14 protein-coding genes and 1 pseudogene are annotated in these 16,856 nt (G+C 63.8%); 12 read left to right on the forward strand and 3 right to left on the reverse strand.

Annotation, left to right across the window (positions count from 1 at the left end):
* Positions 1–125 precede the first annotated feature (125 nt).
* Entirely contained in the window at positions 126–704 is a 579-nt protein-coding gene (locus tag HUN39_RS19570) for an HPF/RaiA family ribosome-associated protein (protein WP_175093967.1), read from the reverse strand.
* Positions 705–886: 182 nt separating this feature from the next.
* Between HUN39_RS19570 and ccrA the strand changes: the two genes are divergently transcribed.
* From ccrA to HUN39_RS08245, 5 genes are all read left to right on the forward strand, one after another.
* Complete coding sequence (gene ccrA, locus HUN39_RS08225) at positions 887–2,140, forward strand: crotonyl-CoA carboxylase/reductase (protein WP_175093968.1); 1,254 nt, start codon at positions 887–889, stop codon at positions 2,138–2,140.
* Between the two features lie 107 nt (positions 2,141–2,247).
* Positions 2,248–2,964: an ABC transporter ATP-binding protein gene (locus tag HUN39_RS08230; protein WP_175093969.1), complete on the forward strand. Its 717-nt coding sequence runs from the start codon at positions 2,248–2,250 to the stop codon at positions 2,962–2,964.
* Positions 2,961–4,439, forward strand: a complete 1,479-nt coding sequence (locus tag HUN39_RS08235) for an ABC transporter permease subunit (RefSeq protein WP_175093970.1) — start codon at positions 2,961–2,963, stop codon at positions 4,437–4,439. The genes HUN39_RS08230 and HUN39_RS08235 overlap by 4 nt, the downstream gene beginning before the upstream one ends.
* Before the next feature lie 8 nt (positions 4,440–4,447).
* On the forward strand, positions 4,448–5,899 hold the full coding sequence (locus HUN39_RS08240; protein ID WP_232365983.1) for a DUF3526 domain-containing protein: 1,452 nt from the start codon (positions 4,448–4,450) through the stop codon (positions 5,897–5,899).
* Between the two features lie 95 nt (positions 5,900–5,994).
* Complete coding sequence (locus tag HUN39_RS08245; protein WP_175093972.1) at positions 5,995–7,353, forward strand: cytochrome P450; 1,359 nt, start codon at positions 5,995–5,997, stop codon at positions 7,351–7,353.
* Between the two features lie 125 nt (positions 7,354–7,478).
* Here HUN39_RS08245 and HUN39_RS08250 read toward each other — a convergent pair whose 3' ends face one another.
* Positions 7,479–8,630, reverse strand: coding sequence for a DUF1835 domain-containing protein (locus HUN39_RS08250; RefSeq protein ID WP_232365984.1), 1,152 nt, complete (start codon positions 8,628–8,630; stop codon positions 7,479–7,481).
* Positions 8,631–9,217: 587 nt separating this feature from the next.
* Between HUN39_RS08250 and HUN39_RS08255 the strand changes: the two genes are divergently transcribed.
* From HUN39_RS08255 to HUN39_RS08270, 4 genes are all read left to right on the forward strand, one after another.
* Positions 9,218–10,891: an acyl-CoA dehydrogenase family protein gene (locus HUN39_RS08255; RefSeq protein WP_175093974.1), complete on the forward strand. Its 1,674-nt coding sequence runs from the start codon at positions 9,218–9,220 to the stop codon at positions 10,889–10,891.
* A gap of 40 nt (positions 10,892–10,931) precedes the next feature.
* On the forward strand, positions 10,932–11,183 hold the full coding sequence (locus HUN39_RS08260) for a DUF2442 domain-containing protein (protein WP_175093975.1): 252 nt from the start codon (positions 10,932–10,934) through the stop codon (positions 11,181–11,183).
* Positions 11,184–11,636: 453 nt separating this feature from the next.
* Positions 11,637–12,068, forward strand: a complete 432-nt coding sequence (locus HUN39_RS08265) for a hypothetical protein (RefSeq protein WP_175093976.1) — start codon at positions 11,637–11,639, stop codon at positions 12,066–12,068.
* 62 nt (positions 12,069–12,130) lie between these two features.
* A complete protein-coding gene (locus tag HUN39_RS08270; protein WP_175093977.1) occupies positions 12,131–12,748 on the forward strand; it encodes a glutathione S-transferase family protein in 618 nt (205 codons plus the stop codon).
* A 53-nt stretch (positions 12,749–12,801) separates the two neighbouring features.
* Here HUN39_RS08270 and HUN39_RS08275 read toward each other — a convergent pair.
* Positions 12,802–12,974 (reverse strand): annotated as a pseudogene (locus HUN39_RS08275) (IS5/IS1182 family transposase); the annotation flags it as partial.
* Between the two features lie 162 nt (positions 12,975–13,136).
* Here HUN39_RS08275 and HUN39_RS08280 point away from each other — a divergent pair.
* The 3 genes from HUN39_RS08280 (at position 13,137) to HUN39_RS08290 (ending at position 16,803) form a co-directional block, all read left to right on the forward strand.
* Complete coding sequence (locus HUN39_RS08280) at positions 13,137–13,937, forward strand: DUF5765 domain-containing protein (RefSeq protein WP_210266888.1); 801 nt, start codon at positions 13,137–13,139, stop codon at positions 13,935–13,937.
* Positions 13,938–14,029: 92 nt separating this feature from the next.
* Positions 14,030–14,794: a glucose 1-dehydrogenase gene (locus HUN39_RS08285; protein ID WP_175093978.1), complete on the forward strand. Its 765-nt coding sequence runs from the start codon at positions 14,030–14,032 to the stop codon at positions 14,792–14,794.
* A gap of 236 nt (positions 14,795–15,030) precedes the next feature.
* The gene (locus tag HUN39_RS08290) at positions 15,031–16,803 is read left to right on the forward strand and encodes an acetolactate synthase 3 large subunit (RefSeq protein WP_175093979.1); all 1,773 of its coding nucleotides are present in this window, start codon (positions 15,031–15,033) and stop codon (positions 16,801–16,803) included.
* Positions 16,804–16,856 lie beyond the last annotated feature (53 nt).

Below are 16,856 nucleotides of genomic sequence, written 5' to 3' on the forward strand. Positions count from 1 at the left end.
ATAGCCTCTCCTCCGCCGTTGCGCTTAGCATGGGGTGGGCGCAGGCGGAAGACGGACGGACGCCCGGCCGCAGCGTGGCGTTGACGACGCCGCCCGGCCACAAACCCGGCCTTGGACTTCGCGACCTATCCCGAGGCGGGGCGCGGCGCGATTTCGTTCAGCGACTGCACGCGCCTGGCCTGAGGCCCCTCCCGGCCTTGGCCTTCCAGAAACTCCACCCGCTCGCCGATTTCGAGCGCGTCAAAGCCTGGTTCGGCCACGCTGTTGCGGTGAAAATAGATCTCGCGTCCATCCTCGCTTTCGAGGAAGCCGAAGCCGTCGGCGCGAAAGACGCTTTTCACCACGGCCGTGGGCGCCGTCTCGTGATGCTTGATCTTGCCGCGTATCTGGCGGGACTGGTCGCGCAATTGCCGCCGCGCCCGCCTGAAGGCGTCGTTGAGCGCAAACTCAGCGTCCATGAAGCGCTCGTCTGCGTCGGGCGTGCGCTCCACTGACACTTCGCGACCGTCGGGGAGAGCGATGTAGATCGTGAAATGATGTTGGCCGCCCGTCCGATGATGGCCGCTCGGCCCCTTGGCGACGACGCGACAGGCGGTCATGCGCCCATAAACCTTCTCCAGCTGAGCCAGCTTGGCGACGATCTTGGCGCCCAACTCCGGGCGCGGCTCCATATCGATGAAATCGATCTCGGGCGCGGTTTCCATCGGGTCTCTTTCTGCCCCCAAGCGCAGATAAATAATGCGCGGGCGCCGAAAGGCTTCCTGCAGCTATAGAGAAACACTTGCCGATCCATAGGAATTTCGCGCTATGAAGCGCGTCGTCGGCCTATTATAAGCTCCGCCAAAACTTTATCGGCGCGAGATTCAAAGCCGGAGGGAGCGAAACCTTGAGTGAGAAGAAAGACCTCTATGAGATGGGCGAGATTCCGCCGCTCGGGCATGTTCCCAAGAACATGTACGCCTGGGCGATCCGCAAGGAGCGGCATGGGCCGCCGGAAACCGCCATGCAGCTCGAGGTCTTGCCGACCTGGGAGCTCGACAGCCACGACGTGCTGGTGCTCGTGATGGCGGCGGGCGTCAATTACAATGGCGTCTGGGCCTCGCTGGGCGAGCCCATCTCCGTGCTCGATGCGCACAAGAATCCCTTTCACATCGCCGGCTCCGACGCTTCCGGCATCGTCTGGGCGGTCGGCTCCAAGGTGAAGCGCTGGAAGGTCGGCGACGAGGTGGTCGTCCACTGCAACCAGGACGACGGGGACGACGAGGAGTGCAACGGCGGCGACCCGATGTTCTCGCCCTCGCAGCGCATCTGGGGCTATGAGACGCCGGACGGATCCTTCGCCCAGTTCTGCCGCGTCCAGGACCGCCAGCTGATGGAGCGCCCGAAGCACCTGAGCTGGGAAGAGGCGGCCTGCTACACCTTAACGCTCGCGACCGCCTATCGCATGCTCTTCGGCCATGCGCCGCACCAATTGAAGCCGGGCGACAATGTGCTGGTGTGGGGCGCCTCCGGCGGCCTCGGCGTCTTCGCCGTGCAGCTCTGCGCCGCCTCGGGCGCCAACGCCATCGGCGTGATCTCGGATGAGAGCAAGCGCGACTACGTGCTCTCGCTTGGCGCCAAGGGCGTCATCAACCGCAAGGATTTCAAGTGCTGGGGGCAGCTGCCGAAGGTCAACACGCCCGAATATGTCGAATGGACCAAGAACGCGCGCGCCTTCGGCAAGGCGATCTGGGACATCACCGGCAAAAAGGACGTCGACATCGTCTTTGAACATCCGGGCGAAGCGACCTTCCCGGTCTCCTGCCTCGTGGTGAAGCGCGGCGGCATGGTGGTGTTCTGCGCCGGCACCACCGGCTTCAACCTCACCTTTGACGCCCGCTATGTGTGGATGCGCCAGAAGCGCATCCAGGGTTCGCATTTCGCGCATCTGAAGCAGGCGTCCGCCGCCAATCGCTTCGTGCTGGACCGACGCGTCGACCCCTGCATGTCGGAAGTGTTCGCCTGGGAGAAAATCCCGGTAGCGCACACGAAAATGTGGAAGAACGAGCATGCGCCCGGCAATATGGCGGTGCTGGTGATGGCGCCGAAACCCGGCTTGCGCACGGTCGAGGATGTGACGGACGCCTATAAGCAGAAGTAGCGCCGCCGTTCGCTTGACCGTCGGCGCGTTAGAAGGCAGTCTTGCGTGAACATCAAAGCCGGCGCGGGCCACGCGCGCCGGCTGCGAGCCGTAAGGCGGATGCGGCCATGCTCGAAGCGCGTAATCTCACCAAGCGTTATGACGGCGCCGACGCGCCGGCGCTCGACCGTCTCAATCTGACCGTGCCGGCGGGCGAGGTGTTTTGCCTGCTCGGCCCGAACGGCGCCGGCAAAACGACAACCGTCAATCTCTTCCTGAATTTTATCCAGCCGACCGCAGGCCAGGCGCTCGTCTGCGGGATCGACGCCGCGGTTGATCCCTCCGCAGCGCGCGCGCGTCTCGCCTATATCCCCGAACAGGTGATGCTCTATGGCGCGCTCACCGGTCTCGAGAATCTGCAATATTTTACCGAAATCTCCGGCGCCGAGGCGCCGCGCGAGACGCTGCTCTCGCTGCTCGCCGCCGCCGGCCTGCCGCGCGACGCCTTCGAACGTCCCGTGAGCTTCTATTCCAAGGGCATGCGCCAGAAGGTCGGCGTCGCCATCGCCCTCGCAAGGCGGGCGCAGGCGCTTGTGCTCGATGAGCCGACCTCGGGCCTCGATCCTCTCGCGGCCAATGAGTTCGCGGCGCTGATCGAGCGGCTGCGCAAGGAGGGCATGGCGGTGCTCATGGTCACGCACGACCTCTTCCTCGCCAAGCAATGCGGCACGAAGATCGGCATCATGGCGCAGGGGCGTCTCGCATCGGTCTTCGGCGCCGACGACGTCGATCATCTGGGGCTGGAGCGCGCCTATCTCGATCTCTTCGCGAGCGCGGCGGCGTGAGCGATCTCGCTCTCGCCCCGCTCGCCACGACTGCGCCGGCGAAGAGCCGCTGGCGCGTCGTGCGCGCCGTCGCCGGCAAGGAATGGCTGGAGCTTTTCCGCGACCGGCGCCTCGTCTGGCTCTGCGCCTTCATTATGGCGCTGATGCTCGCCGCGCTCGCCTTTGGCTATGTCGAGAACGCCCGTGTTCTGCGCGCGCGCGACGCGGCGGCGCAAGCCGATCGCGAGCTTTGGGTGGGACAGAGCGCCAAGAATCCGCACGCCGCCGCGCATTTTGGCCAATACGCCTTCAAGCCGTTGAGCCCGCTGGCGCTCGCCGATCCCGGCGTTGACGCCTATGTCGGCTCGGCCGTGTGGCTCGAGGCGCATAAGCAGAACGAGACCCAGTTCAAACAGGCGCGCGACGGCGGCGTCGGCGCGCGGCTCGGTTCGCTGTCGCTCGCCTTCATCCTGCAGACGATCGCGCCGCTCATCGTCATCCTGATGGGCTTCGCAAGCTTCTCGGGCGAGCGCGAAAGCGGCACGCTGAAACAGCTGCTCAGCGTCGGCGCGCGGCCGCGCGACATTCTCGCCGGCAAGGCGATGGCGCTCATCGGCGCAATCTTCGCGCTGCTCGCGCCGGCCTTCGTCGGCGCGGCGCTCGCCCTCTTCTTCTTCGTCGATCGCGAACGCCTGTCGCTCGTCGATCAATTGATTCGTCTCGGCGCGCTTGGCGCCGCCTATGCGGCCTATCTGGCGGGCTTCGCCTTTCTGGCGCTCGGGGTTTCGGCGCTCGCCAGAAGCTCGCGCGCCGCGCTCGTGACGCTGCTCGCCTTCTGGCTCGCCAATTCCTTTCTCGCGCCGCGCCTCGCCACGGACGCCGCGCGCGCCTTCGCGCCGACGCCGACATGGCAGGAGTTTCGGGCCGGCGTCGCGCAGGACAAGGCGAAGACATTCGGCCATGACGAGAGCCACCCCGCCTTCGTCGCCTTCCGCGATGAGACGCTCAAGACATACGGCGTGTCGCGGATCGCGGATCTGCCGGTCAGCTTCCGCGGGCTTGCGCTCCGCAAGGACGACGAAGCCGGCTATGCGATCTTCGATCGCCACTTTGGCGCGCTGCAGTCGGCCTTCGACCGGCAGGACGCGCTGCGCGCCGCGCCCGGATTCCTGTTTCCGCTGCTGGCGCTGCGGCCGATCTCGATGGCCTTCGCGGGGGTCGACAGCCGCAGTCAGTTCGATTTCGCGACCGCCGCCGAGGCGCATCGGCGCGATATCCAAAACCAGGTCAGCGACAACCTCATCCATTTCGCCCACGACAACCATTACGTCGCGGGCCCCGAGCTGTGGCGAAAGATCGCCGCCTTCGCCTATCGGGCGCCCGGCGCGGTCTTCGCCCTCGGCTACAGCGCCCTCCCGATGATCGGCCTGTTCGCTTGGCTCGCGCTCGCTTGCGCTTTCGCGCTCTTCGCGGCGCGGCGTCTGCGGCCGGTATGAGCGCGCCCATGTCTTCCACGTTCCTCGCGGGCGTGCGGTTCGAGGCGCGCATGATGCGCCGTGACGGCGCGATCTGGTTCGCGCTGCTGGCTTTGGCGGGCGTGACGCTTTTCGCCCTCGCGATGGGGGCGTCGCGCGTCGCGGCGCAACAGGCGGCGATCGCGGGCGCCCGCGCCGATGAGACGCAGCGCCTGTCGAACCTTCAGAAGACGCTGGCGCAATTGCAGCAGGGCGAGACGCAGGGAAAGCCCGCGCCGGAGCCGCCGCCCTATCGCGATCCGCGCAACGCCGCCTTCATGGGCGGAGGCCCCGCCGCGGCGGTCGCGGCGCTGCAGCCCGCGCCCTTGGCGCTCGTCGCGACCGGGCAGAGCGACCTGCTTCCGCCTGCGGTCCGGGTGACGACGGGCTCGAAAGACAGTTTTCTCTTCGCCGACGAGATCGACAATCCGGCCAATCTGATGTCGGGCGCGACCGATCTCGCCTTCGTCGTGGTCTTCGTCTATCCGCTCGTCGTTCTGGCGATGGCCTTCAATCTGCTCGCCGGCGAGCGCGAGCAGGGCACGTTGGCGATGACGCTGGCCTCGGCGCGCCGGCCCGCCGCCGCGCTCGCCGGCAAGCTGACGGCGCGCGTCGCGGCGCCGATCGCCGCGACGCTGCTGGCCGTCGCCGCGGGCGTCTGGATCTTCGCCGGCTGGGAGCGGCTCGCCTCGCCGGGCTTTGGCGCATTGCTCATCGTGGTGCTGCTCTATGGTCTGTTCTGGGCGGCGCTCGCGGCCGCCGTCGACGGGCTCGGCCGCGGCTCGGCCTTCAACGCGCTGACGCTGATCGGGGCATGGGTGGCGATCACCATGATCCTGCCGGCCGCGATCAACAGCCTCGCCGCTTTCGCGCATCCCGCGCCGTCGCGCATCGACATGGTGCTGGCGGCGCGCGCCGCCTCGACCGACGCCGATCGCGCCCGCGACGCCTCGCTCGCGCGCTACGCCCAGGAACATGGCGACGCGGAAAAGCCAGCCAGCGGTCCGCAGGAGATGACGCTGCGGCGTCTGGCGACGCAGGAGGCGGCGTTTCAGCGCGTCGAAGCGATCGTCGCCGAGCATGACGCGCAGCTTGCGCGCCAGCGCGACATGGCGGAGAGGCTCGGCTATCTCTCGCCCGCCTATCTGACCTATCAGGCGATGGCGGATGTCGCCGGCGCCGGGGAGAAGCGCTATCGCGCCTTTCTCGACCGCATCCGCGCCTTTCACGTCGTCTGGCGCGAATTCTTCCTGTCCCGCGCCAGGGCCGGCGCATCGCTGACCGCGCAGGATTACGCGGCAATGCCGAAATTCACCCAGGCGGATGAAGAGCTGATGGCGCGAACGCCGGCCGGACTCGGCGGCCCGCTCATTGGCGTCGCGCTGCCGATGCTGATTCTTGCTATTTTTGCTTGGCGCGGCTTCCGCCGTTGCAGGATTTGACCGGCGCTGCCGACTTCTTTTTCTGCGGCGATTTCGTTGCCGCTGGTTCGACCTCGTCATTGAGATGAAATCCTATTGCCCGGCCAGGAGCCGCCATGTTTCATGATCCGGATTTCACGCCCTTTGCGCCCAATGAGCGCCCGTCCTGGAGCGCGGCCAAGCGCAATTTTCTCGAAAACTGGCCGCCTGTCGCCTATCGCGAACACTATTTCGCACTCGACGGCGTCTGGCCGTTTGTCAGGCGCACGCATTATCTCACCGACCCCGAACTCATCGAAGACATGCTGATCACGCGCGCGGACAGTTTTACGCGCGACTTCATCACGGTCGGCGCGCTGTCGTCCGTCATCAACCGCGATGCGCTGTTCTTTGTTGAAGGCGCGGATTGGAAATGGCAGCGGCGCGCTTTGGCGCCCGCCTTCCGACACGACAATCTTCTGGCCCTCACGCCGACATTCGTCGATTGCGCCAAAGCCCAGGCGGAGGCGTGGCGCGCCTCGTCTCACGCTGCGCCAATCGATGTGATGAACGCGACGTCGAACATCACTTTCGCGGTCATCGAGAACGCCGTCCTGGGCGTCACAGGCGCGTTCGATCGCGGAAAGTTTGTCGCCGCCTTGCAGGAGAGTTTCGCCGCTATCTCCTGGTCGCGGATCTTCACCCTGCTTCGACTGCCGACATGGCTGCCGTTTCCGGGGTCTTCGAAAATCAATCGCGACATGCGCTACCTCTATGACGAGACCGCGCGCCTGCTGGCGGCGCGACGCGCATCGGGCGGGCAAAGGCAGGCGATCATCGATCGACTGCTGGCCGCCAAGGACCCCGAAAGCGGCCGGTCCATGACCGACGCCGAACTCATCGCCAATCTCTACGGCTTTCTGGTCGCGGGGCATGAAACATCGGCTGTCGCGCTCGGCTGGAGCCTATGGCTGCTGGCCAAGGATCAGGCGTCGCAGGCGCGCCTGCGCGACGAGGTGCGCGCGATCGCCGGCGACGCCGACATCAGCGGCGACACAATTGAAAAACTGCAATTTACAAAGCAGGCGATACAGGAATCGATGCGTCTCTTTCCGCCGGCCGCCGCGATCGGGCGACAGCCGCGCGAAGACATGACGCTCGGCCCGCATGAAATTTCGAAGGACGAACCGGTCTATGCGGCGCTCTGGGCGCTGCATCGTCACGAGAAATTATGGGACGCGCCCAACTCTTTCGACCCCGACCGCTTCGCGCCGGAAAAAGCCAAGGCGCGCCATCGCTGCGCTTACCTGCCGTTCGGCGCCGGCCCGCGCATTTGCATCGGCATGGGGTTCGCGATGCTGGAGATGATCGCGATTCTTGCGACGCTCGTTCGCGACTTCCGGTTCACGCCGGTCGAGGGCCATCGGCTGGAGCTTGCCCCCGATTTCACGACGCGGCCCAAGGGCGGGCTGCCGCTTCACGTCCAGCCGCTATAAAGGCGCTGCTTGCGCCATCGATATTGTCCTCAGTTTGAATTTCGGCTCACCTTTAGCAGTCGCCCGCAGAGTGGATGATGAACGGCTCGATTTGACCCGTCGTAGCCATGACGGCGCTGGGCCGCTCAACGGTTCACGACTGAGGCCGCGGCATGGCTCCAACGCCAGCAGGGCGAGGAGCCCGGGACGAAGACGCCTCCGAGCCATCGCGCCGGCGGCCGCAGCGACAGCCAATCGACGCTCCCGGTCAGGACAGCGCGACCCAAGGGGGTGATGGTAAGGCGCTCCTTCGGCCAGCGTCGCTCCTCGCCTTCGAAAGCGCCTGTGAACACGGGCTCCGTCACGCGCTTCATGCGCTCTACCATGAACAGGATCATCAGATCGGTGAGCCATGGAAGCGGCTCTCGCTCCATCATCAGTCGACTGTACATTTCGGCGACCGTTCGCGGATGCTCTGCCAGAAGTTGCAGGATCAGTTGCTCGGTCAGGCTCAGGCCGTTTCCCCTCCAGGGCAATTCCTGACAATGACGCTGAACCGCTCTTCCGAGTTGAGGAAGGGCGGGCGTACCCGCTCTGCTGAGTTCTGCGAGCGGCCGTGGGTCTGATGAGCGCAACATCTCCCAGACCGACCGCCCGGCTTGTAGCGCCTCCTCGGAAACAAGCGTCCGTTCGGCCCACAGAAGACGTAGCGCCTCCGGGGGCAGTTGCCCCAGACCGATGAAGCGCATGCCGCCCGGATAGCGTGCTGGCGAGATCAGCTCGAGCCGCGGCGCAGGCGTCTCGGCAAACTGCGCTAGGCATCGCGCGAGAATGAGCTGGTCGTAGGTGTCGTGCTCGAACCACAGCACAATGCGCTCGTAGCGCGACGCCGCCGAGCGCAATCGCTCCTCCGCGAGGAACAGTTTGGCGGCGATCTGTTCGTAACTCTGTCCCGTTCCGGCTCCATAGTTTTTCGCGAGGAAAGAAGCGCGCCGCGTCAGCCATTCTGGCTCGTCGAGCACCGGGCCTTGGCACAGGGGATCGGAATATTCGAGGAAGTCGCCGACGAACCCGGCTTCCTGCAGGGTCGACGCGATGTCTTCGCCACAGCGGATGTGCAGCGTCGCCATATCGCGGTCTGGCGCGGCGTCACCTCGCACGATGCGACGCCAGCTTCGGTCCATGGCCTCTATGTGAGCTTTCAGCTTGGGCCAACTTGGCAGCCCGAGCTCGCGCGCGACAACGAGTTGCGCCTCGCTCAGCTGGGTGAGCGGCTCCGGCAGTACGGCGTCGCGCAATCCCGACGCCTGTGGGTGATGGAGCCGAAATCGGGCAACGGCTTCGCCGTCACCGGCGCGCATGCCCTTCAGCAGCTCTTTGGCGCGCTTGCTCTGTTGTTCTAGATTCAGACGAAATGGCGATGCGGCACGGCTGACAGCGGCAGCATGTGCGGCCCGTGGATTGCGGGACATGGGAACCCCTTCCTCGCGTCTGCGTCCGCCGATCAGACAGGAAAGGGTGGGTGATCGATGATGCCACTCTCAAGCGATCGTGGGCGCAGCCCTTTCCGCGGACACGGAGGCTCCGATCAAGCCGTGTCCGCACTCAAACAAAAAGCTTCAAATCCGTCAAGAATGGCGGCTGTTGGTCGGCCTGGCCTTTCACATTCGAGCCTGTGAAATGTCTGCAAGTAGCGCGAAACGGCTATCCCACCTGGTCGAGAAAGGTTTTGTTGTTCACCCGAAGCTGAGATGCAATTTAAACGCTACCCCACTTGGGGACCGGTTGCGTCTCAGGCCAAATGTCGGCATGTAGGCGCAAACACCTCTCCCTGAAGGGGAGGGTGGCGCCAGCCTCCTAGGGACTCACATTCCGGAAAGAGAGAATGACCGCAGCCGTCGCGACGAAACTTGAAGCCGCCGATTGGACGAGTGACGCGAAAGAGGCGCTCGCCGCCGTCGAGGCGCTTTACAAGGATGCGCTCGCGAGCGTGCGCGCCCGCGTCACGAAAGACGGCAAGCTTTCCAGCGAACTGATCGAGGCCGACCAGCACGCCGCGCACGGGCTCGCCTGGCTCGCGACCTATGTGCAGGGGCTTCGCGAACTCATCGACTACGCCGAGCGCCTCGCCGCCGAGGGCGCCTATGGCGAGACCGAAGAGCTTTTGAACCAGATCGGCTTCGCCGAATTCCTCGCGCAAGTCTATGGCGGCATTCCGATGAGCCAGGGCGAGATCGTCCGGCTCTCGGATTTCGGCCTCACCTCCCAGCAGATCGCCGCGCGACGTCCCGCTTGCGTCGACCGGCTGATCCTTACCGGCAACACGCCCACGAACCGCGCCCGACTCGCCGAACTCATCGACCATCACGCGGCGGCGGAGACCATCGGCGCGTCGGGCCTCGACGATACTCTCGAGGCCATCCGCAGCGAAATGCGCAAATTCGCTTCCGCCAATGTCACGCCCTATGCGCACGACTGGCATTCGAAGAATGACTACATCCCGCTCGACGTCATCTCCGGCCTCGCCGAACTCGGCGTCTTCGGCCTGACGATTCCGGAGGAATATGGCGGCTCCGGCATGGGCAAGATCGCCATGTGCGTCGTCTCCGAGGAATTGTCGCGCGCCTATATCGGCGTCGGCTCGCTCGGCACGCGCTCGGAAATCGCGGCCGAACTGATCCTGGTCGGCGGGACAGAGGCGCAGAAGGAGAAATATCTCCCCAAGATCGCCTCTGGCGAAATCCTTCCAACCGCTGTCTTCACCGAGCCCAACAACGGCTCCGACCTCGCGGGGCTGCGCACCCGTGCGACGCTGGAGGGCGGCGTCTACAAGGTCTTCGGCAACAAGACCTGGATCACCCATCCGGTCCGCGCCGATGTGATGACGCTGCTCGTGCGCACCAACCCGAATGAGAAGGGCTACAAGGGCCTCTCGATGCTGCTCGCCGAAAAGCCGCGCGGCACCGACAGCGATCCTTTCCCCGCCAAGGGCATGACCGGCGGCGAGATCGAAGTGCTCGGCTATCGCGGCATGAAGGAGTTCGAGATCGGCTTCGACAATTTCGAAGTGCCGGCCGAAAATCTTCTCGGCGGCGAGGAGGGCAAGGGCTTCAAGCAGCTCATGGAGACCTTCGAATCCGCCCGCATCCAGACGGCGGCGCGCGCGCTCGGCGTCGCCCAATGCGCCCTCGATCTCGGACTGAAATACGCCAAGGAGCGCATTCAGTTCGGCAAGCCGCTGTTCTCCTTCCCGCGCGTCTTCAACAAGATCGTCTCGATGGCGATCGAGATCCATGTCGCCCGCCAGATCACCTATTTCGCCGCGCGCGAGAAGGACGAGGGCAAGCGCTGCGACCTCGAAGCGGGCATGGCCAAGCTGCTCGGCGCCCGCGTCGCCTGGGCGGCGGCGGACAATGCGCTGCAGATCCACGGCGGCAACGGCTTCGCGCTCGAATATCCGGTCTCGCGCGTGCTCTGCGACGCGCGCATCCTCAATATTTTCGAGGGCGCGGCTGAGATTCAGGCGCAGGTGATCGCGCGGCGGTTGCTGGAGGGGTAGAGGCGACAGGATCGCGCAACCTTCATAGAAAGGGCCTGGCATGAGCATTTCGGCTAAGTCCCTGCGCTTTGACGACGACAGCATGTGGGTCGAACTGTCCGACGGACGCATGCTCGGCGTGCCGCTCGTTTGGTTCCCGCGTCTTCTGCATGCGACACGGGCGCAGCGACTCGCTTACGAGATCAGCCGCAAAGGGCTGCATTGGGACGAACTCGACGAGGACATCTCCATCGAAGGGCTGCTCGCCGGCCGCGGCGACGAGACGCGACACACGCCGGTCGCGGCGCAGTAGGGCGCGAGCAGCACTGACGCGCTCTCATGAGCTGTCGGCTCAACGACTGAAGCTTTTCATCGCGCATTCGTGAGCGCTCTGGAATAAACCGGCGTCCGCGCGCATAGTGTAGCCATGCGCGAAACAGATCTGTTTACATCCAGAATTGAGCCTGACCCTCTCTACGCGGGGCGGTTCCGTTGGACTGTCTGCGAGGGGTCACAGATTCATCTGCGCTCCCCGCATTCCTACGCAACCAAGCGCGAAGCTGAGCAGGAAGCGGATAAGGCGCTGCAAAAGCTCGCGTCCACATGGACGGGCAAGCGCTGACCAAGCCATCGCGCCCGCGCGACCTCGACGAAGGGTAAAGCGCATTCGACATCGCCACGGGCGCGCTCGAAGATCCGTAGGCTGCGCGCCGCTATCTCGGTTCACAGCCTTTCTCGCGGGCGTCCGGCGCCTTACCTTCCGCTCATGAGCAAGCGCGTCTATCGCCTCGTTGACGGCTCGCGCGGGCCGCGGCGGGATTTCCGCATCACCGTCGGGCTGCGCGAGGGCTGGGAGGCGGAGGGCCGCGTCTATGATCTTTCCGAAGCGGTGCGCTGCGCGCACGCCTGGATGCGCCGCCGCGTCGAAGCGGGCCAGCCCGCGCTCTCCGGCATGTTCACCCGCGGCGAGGTGACCTACGCCTGGCCCAGGGACGACGGCACGGTCGGTTCGGACCGCGAGCCGGTCGCGATCCTCACCGGCGAAGCGGTGCACGCCTATCTCGGCGGGCTTCCCGACGCGCAAATCGAAGCGATGCTGAACGAACTCGCCGGCGAACTCGGCGCGGCGCTCGGGCAGGAGCGCCTCTATGTCGCCTTCTGCGACAAGACCTGGATTCTGGACTGCGGCGAGGGGTAGACGAGACCCTCCCGCAGGCCGCCGCCCTATTCTAAGAGCGACGTTCTCAACCGGAGGCCTTCATGCTCACGCTCTATTATCATACAGGCGCGTGCTCGCTTGCGCCGCATATCGCGCTCGAATGGATTGGCGAGCCTTACGAAACTAAGGCGGTCGAGTTCGGCGATAAGGAATATTTGAAGATCAATCCCGCGGGGGCGGTGCCGGCGCTCGACACCGGCGAAGGCTGGATCCTGACTCAGGCCGCGGCCGTGTTGCGCTATCTCGCCGACCGCTTCCCGCAGGCGGGGATCGCCCCCGACGGTTCGCCGCGCGACGAGGCCGAGGCCGACCGCTGGTCCTCCTTCATCACCGGCGATCTCCACCCGGCTTTTTTCCCGCTTTTCTCGCCCAATCGTTATACCCGCGCCCGGGAAAAGGAGGCGTTCGACAATGTGCGCGAAGCCGCCAAGGCGCTCGTGCGCAAGAAATTCGATATTGTCGAAGCGCATCTTGCCGGTCGTCGCTTCATGGTCGGCGAGAAGCGCAGCTATCTCGATGCCTATATCTTTCCGATGGAGCGCTGGGGCGCGTCGTTGCTGGAGGACGGGCTGTCGAAATACCCCAATGTTCAGAAACACCACGACATGATGGCGGCGGACGAAGCGGTCAAGCGCGTGCTCGCCGCCGAAGGGGCGTGAATCACCGCAGACAATCGCCTCTTGCCGTGACTGCGACACTGACCGGGCTAGAACAGCAAGAACGCGATCGGACGACGCTCGGCGTCGGTCAGGGCGTAGATTTTTGTGGTGCGCCCGTCGCGCGAGCGCTGTTCGCCTCATATGTTGCTCCCCCCTTTTAGCCCCCCGACGCGCAGCGATGCGCCGTTACGGCCGAACTGTCGATGAGGATTTGCGCGGGAGGGCCATACGTTTTGTGCTGGCCGTCCGTCCTAAAAACCCTATCTGCACCACAGACGAAAAGAGGGGGCTGACCTCGGTGCTTGATCGGCGAAGCGCATAGGGCCGCCAAGGGCCATCAGAAAGTGTAATGTCAGTTTAATCATTTTGCATATCAAGAGGAGATTTAATGTGTTGGAGTGGTGAAGCGTCGGCAGTACTGGCAGTGGTAGTAATAGGGACAACAGCTTACGCAGCTTACAAGAAAGAACCAGCGCCGTTGTGGATGGCCCTCGGTTATTTCTCTTCAATGGAGCTTTTGCAGGCTTTTACGTACTCGGTAATTGATCAATGCTCGCTGCCTTCCAATCAAATCGCCACTCTCCTTGGTTACTTGCATATCTCGTTCCAACCATTCTTTATCAATATGTTGTCTATGTACTTTATACCGAGCTATGTGCGTGAGAAAATTCAGTGGCCGGTTTATACAGTGTGTTTTATTTCGGCAGTAGTCATGCTTGTGCAGATTTATCCGTTTGAATGGGCCGGGTCATGTCCGCTGGGATACGGACTGTGTGCTCACCGACTATGCTCAGTGTCCGGAGAATGGCATATAGCTTGGGAAGTGCCGACAAACGGTATGCTGAACTTTATAACAGTCGATTCCTGGGCCTCTTTCCTGAGCCTGTATCCCAGCTATTTCGTCGTCGGGATTTTGTTGCCATTTGTTTACGGCTCTTGGCGATTTACCGTGTACCACTTCCTGGTTGGACCACGATTGGCCATGTTGCTGACCAGCAACCCTAATGAAGTGGCTGCAATCTGGTGCCTGTTGTCGATAGGAATTCTGCTTCTTGTCGTTGAAACACCGATAAGACAGTTCATGTTTGTGAAGTCTTGGTGGTTATGGCCAAGACAATCGTCTGAAATCGAGGCTGAGTGTATTGGCGTCGCTCCTCAGCAGGGAACTACAGGACATTGTCGAAGGTAATTCGCCCTATTGGGAGCGAACTCGCCCCCGGCTTCTGATGCGACTGCGTCGCGGATGCGCCCTAAGCGAGCGTTCGGGTTTAGGATAAGCTCATGGCTCGGTTTGATGGAAAAGTTGCGCTCGTCACCGGCGCGGCGAGAGGTCTCGGCCGGGTGACGGCGCTCGCCTTCGCCCGCGAGGGGGCGAGCGTTGCGCTCGCCGATATCGACGAGGCTGGCGGGCGCGAGACTCTCGACATGATCCACGCGGCGGGCGGCGAGGGGGTCTTCACGCGCGCCGACATGCGGATCGAGCGGGACGTCGAAGCCATGGTCGCGGAGACGGTCAAGGCCTATGGTCGCCTCGACTGCGCGGTGAACAACGCCGGCGTCGTGCGCTTCAAGCCCATCGCCGAGGAGAGCGAGGAGGGCTTCAATTTCCACATCGATGTGAATCTGCGCGGCGTGTTCTTCTGCATGAAGCATGAGATCCGCCAGATGCGCCAAAACGGCGGCGGCGCCATCGTCAATCAGTCGTCGATCACCGGCAGCCTCACCGGCAACCCCGCGGAAGGCGCTTATGCAGCCTCCAAGGGCGGCGTCGACGGTTTGACAAAGACGGTCGCGCTCGAGGTCGCCAAGGACAATATCAGCGTCAACGCCATTTGCGCCTGCGGCATCGACGCCCCTGGCGACGTCTTCCATCAATGGATGGAGAAGGAGCACATCAGCCCTGAGCAGGCGGGGAAGCTTTTTCCGATCGGGCGGATGGGCAAGGCCGAGGAGCTGACGGAGGCCGTGCTGTTCCTGTGCTCCGAACAGGCGCGCTTCATCGTGGGCCACCTCCTCGTCGTCGACGGCGGATGGATCGCCCGCTGAAGTTTCGCTCTCCGCCCTTGATTCTCCGCCGCGCCTCCCGTAACGTCGGCTGTGAACAAAAGGGCGGAACGCGGAATGCGCGCAATTCTCGTATTTGAAGCGCCAAGGATGGAGCTGGGCTAGGCCCGGCCTCCGCCAATGGCGCTTGACCCAAGGCCCCAAGAGGGCCTTTTTTGTTGCCCGAAGACGAAAAACATCCTAGTCGCCCGCCGCGAGAAGCAAGACGGAAAATGATGATGTCGAAGGAAATGTCCGGCGCCGAAATGGTGGTCGAAGCCCTGAACGACCAGGGCGTGGAGATTCTTTTCGGCTATCCGGGCGGCGCCGTCCTTCCGATCTATGACGTGCTCTTCCAGCAGGAGAAGGTGCAGCACATTCTCGTGCGCCATGAGCAGGGGGCCGCCCATGCCGCGGAGGGTTATGCGCGCTCCTCGGGCAAGGTCGGCGTGCTGCTCGTCACCTCGGGACCTGGCGCCACCAATACGGTGACGGGCCTCACCGACGCGCTGATGGATTCGATCCCGATCGTCTGCATCACCGGGCAGGTGCCGACGCATCTCATCGGCTCCGACGCCTTCCAGGAATGCGACACGGTCGGCATCACCCGCCACTGCACGAAGCATAATTATCTCGTCAAGAACATCGCCGATCTGCCGCGCGTGCTGCATGAAGCCTTTTATGTGGCTTCGTCCGGCCGGCCCGGACCCGTGGTCATCGACATTCCCAAGGACGTGCAGTTTGCGCGCGGCGTCTACGCCCCGCCGCGCAGCGCCGCGCACAAGACCTATCATCCCAAGCTCGACGCCGACATGGAGGCGATGCAGCAGGCCGTGCGGATGATGGCGGCGGCGAAGCGTCCGATCTTTTACACGGGCGGCGGCGTCATCAATTCCGGACCCGCGGCGTCGACGCTGCTGCGCGAACTCGTCGGCCTGACGGGCTTTCCCATCACCTCGACGCTGATGGGGCTCGGCGCCTATCCGGGGTCGGGCGAAAACTGGCTCGGCATGCTCGGCATGCACGGCACCTGGGAAGCCAATCACGCCATGCATGACTGCGATCTGATGATCGCGGTCGGCGCGCGTTTCGACGACCGCATCACCGGACGTCTCGACGCCTTTTCGCCGGGCTCGAAAAAGATCCACATCGATATCGATCGTTCGTCCATCAACAAGAACGTCAAGGTCGATCTCGCCATCGTCGGCGATTGCGCCCATGTGCTCGAAGCCATGGTGCGCCTGTGGCGCGCCGAGGCGATGAGCGCCGACAAGCAGCCGCTCGACGATTGGTGGGCGAAGATCAACGAGTGGCGGGCGCGCAGATCGCTGGCCTTCCGCAATTCGGAAACGGCGATCAAGCCACAGCATGCGGTGCAGCGGCTCTATGCGCTGACCAAGGATCGTGACGTCTATGTCACCACCGAAGTCGGGCAGCATCAGATGTGGGCCGCCCAGCATTATCATTTTGAAGAGCCGAACCGCTGGATGACCTCGGGCGGACTCGGCACCATGGGCTATGGCCTGCCGGCGGCGATCGGCGCGCAGCTCGCGCACCCCGGTTCACTCGTGATCGACATCGCCGGCGAAGCCTCGATCCTGATGTGCATTCAGGAAATGTCGACGGCGATCCAATATCGCCTGCCGGTGAAGATCTTCATCCTCAACAATGAATATATGGGCATGGTGCGCCAGTGGCAGGAGTTGCTGCATGGCGGGCGCTATTCCCATAGCTATTCCGAGGCGCTTCCCGATTTCGTCAAGCTCGCTGAAGCCTTCGGCGCCAAGGGCATCCGCTGCTCTGATCCCGCGTCGCTCGACGCCGCGATCCAGGAGATGATCGATTATGACGGGCCGGTGATCTTCGACTGCGTCGTCGACAAGGTCGAAAATTGCTTCCCGATGATCCCCTCCGGCAAGGCGCACAACGACATGCTGCTCGCCGATCTTTCCGACGACGCTGGGATAGAGATCGGCGCGATCATCGACGAAAAAGGCAAGATGCTTGTTTAGGCGGTCGGGTTTCGGCGATCGGCAGTCGTGGCGCTGCAATCGACTGCCGACTG

The sequence above is a fragment of the Methylocystis silviterrae genome (genome assembly GCF_013350005.1).
Classification (GTDB): domain Bacteria; phylum Pseudomonadota; class Alphaproteobacteria; order Rhizobiales; family Beijerinckiaceae; genus Methylocystis; species Methylocystis silviterrae.

Bases quoted from the DNA above. Each gene is read 5' to 3' on its own strand.
- HUN39_RS19570 (WP_175093967.1), bottom strand. From the start codon at position 704: ATGGAAACCGCGCCCGAGATCGATTTCATCGATATGGAGCCGCGCCCG.
- HUN39_RS08265 (WP_175093976.1), top strand. From the start codon at position 11,637: ATGAGCAAGCGCGTCTATCGCCTCGTTGACGGCTCGCGCGGGCCGCGG.
- HUN39_RS08245 (WP_175093972.1), top strand. From the start codon at position 5,995: ATGTTTCATGATCCGGATTTCACGCCCTTTGCGCCCAATGAGCGCCCG.
- HUN39_RS08240 (WP_232365983.1), top strand. From the start codon at position 4,448: ATGTCTTCCACGTTCCTCGCGGGCGTGCGGTTCGAGGCGCGCATGATG.
- HUN39_RS08255 (WP_175093974.1), top strand. From the start codon at position 9,218: ATGACCGCAGCCGTCGCGACGAAACTTGAAGCCGCCGATTGGACGAGT.
- HUN39_RS08260 (WP_175093975.1), top strand. From the start codon at position 10,932: ATGAGCATTTCGGCTAAGTCCCTGCGCTTTGACGACGACAGCATGTGG.
- HUN39_RS08290 (WP_175093979.1), top strand. From the start codon at position 15,031: ATGTCGAAGGAAATGTCCGGCGCCGAAATGGTGGTCGAAGCCCTGAAC.
- HUN39_RS08270 (WP_175093977.1), top strand. From the start codon at position 12,131: ATGCTCACGCTCTATTATCATACAGGCGCGTGCTCGCTTGCGCCGCAT.
- HUN39_RS08230 (WP_175093969.1), top strand. From the start codon at position 2,248: ATGCTCGAAGCGCGTAATCTCACCAAGCGTTATGACGGCGCCGACGCG.
- HUN39_RS08280 (WP_210266888.1), top strand. From the start codon at position 13,137: ATGTGTTGGAGTGGTGAAGCGTCGGCAGTACTGGCAGTGGTAGTAATA.
- HUN39_RS08285 (WP_175093978.1), top strand. From the start codon at position 14,030: ATGGCTCGGTTTGATGGAAAAGTTGCGCTCGTCACCGGCGCGGCGAGA.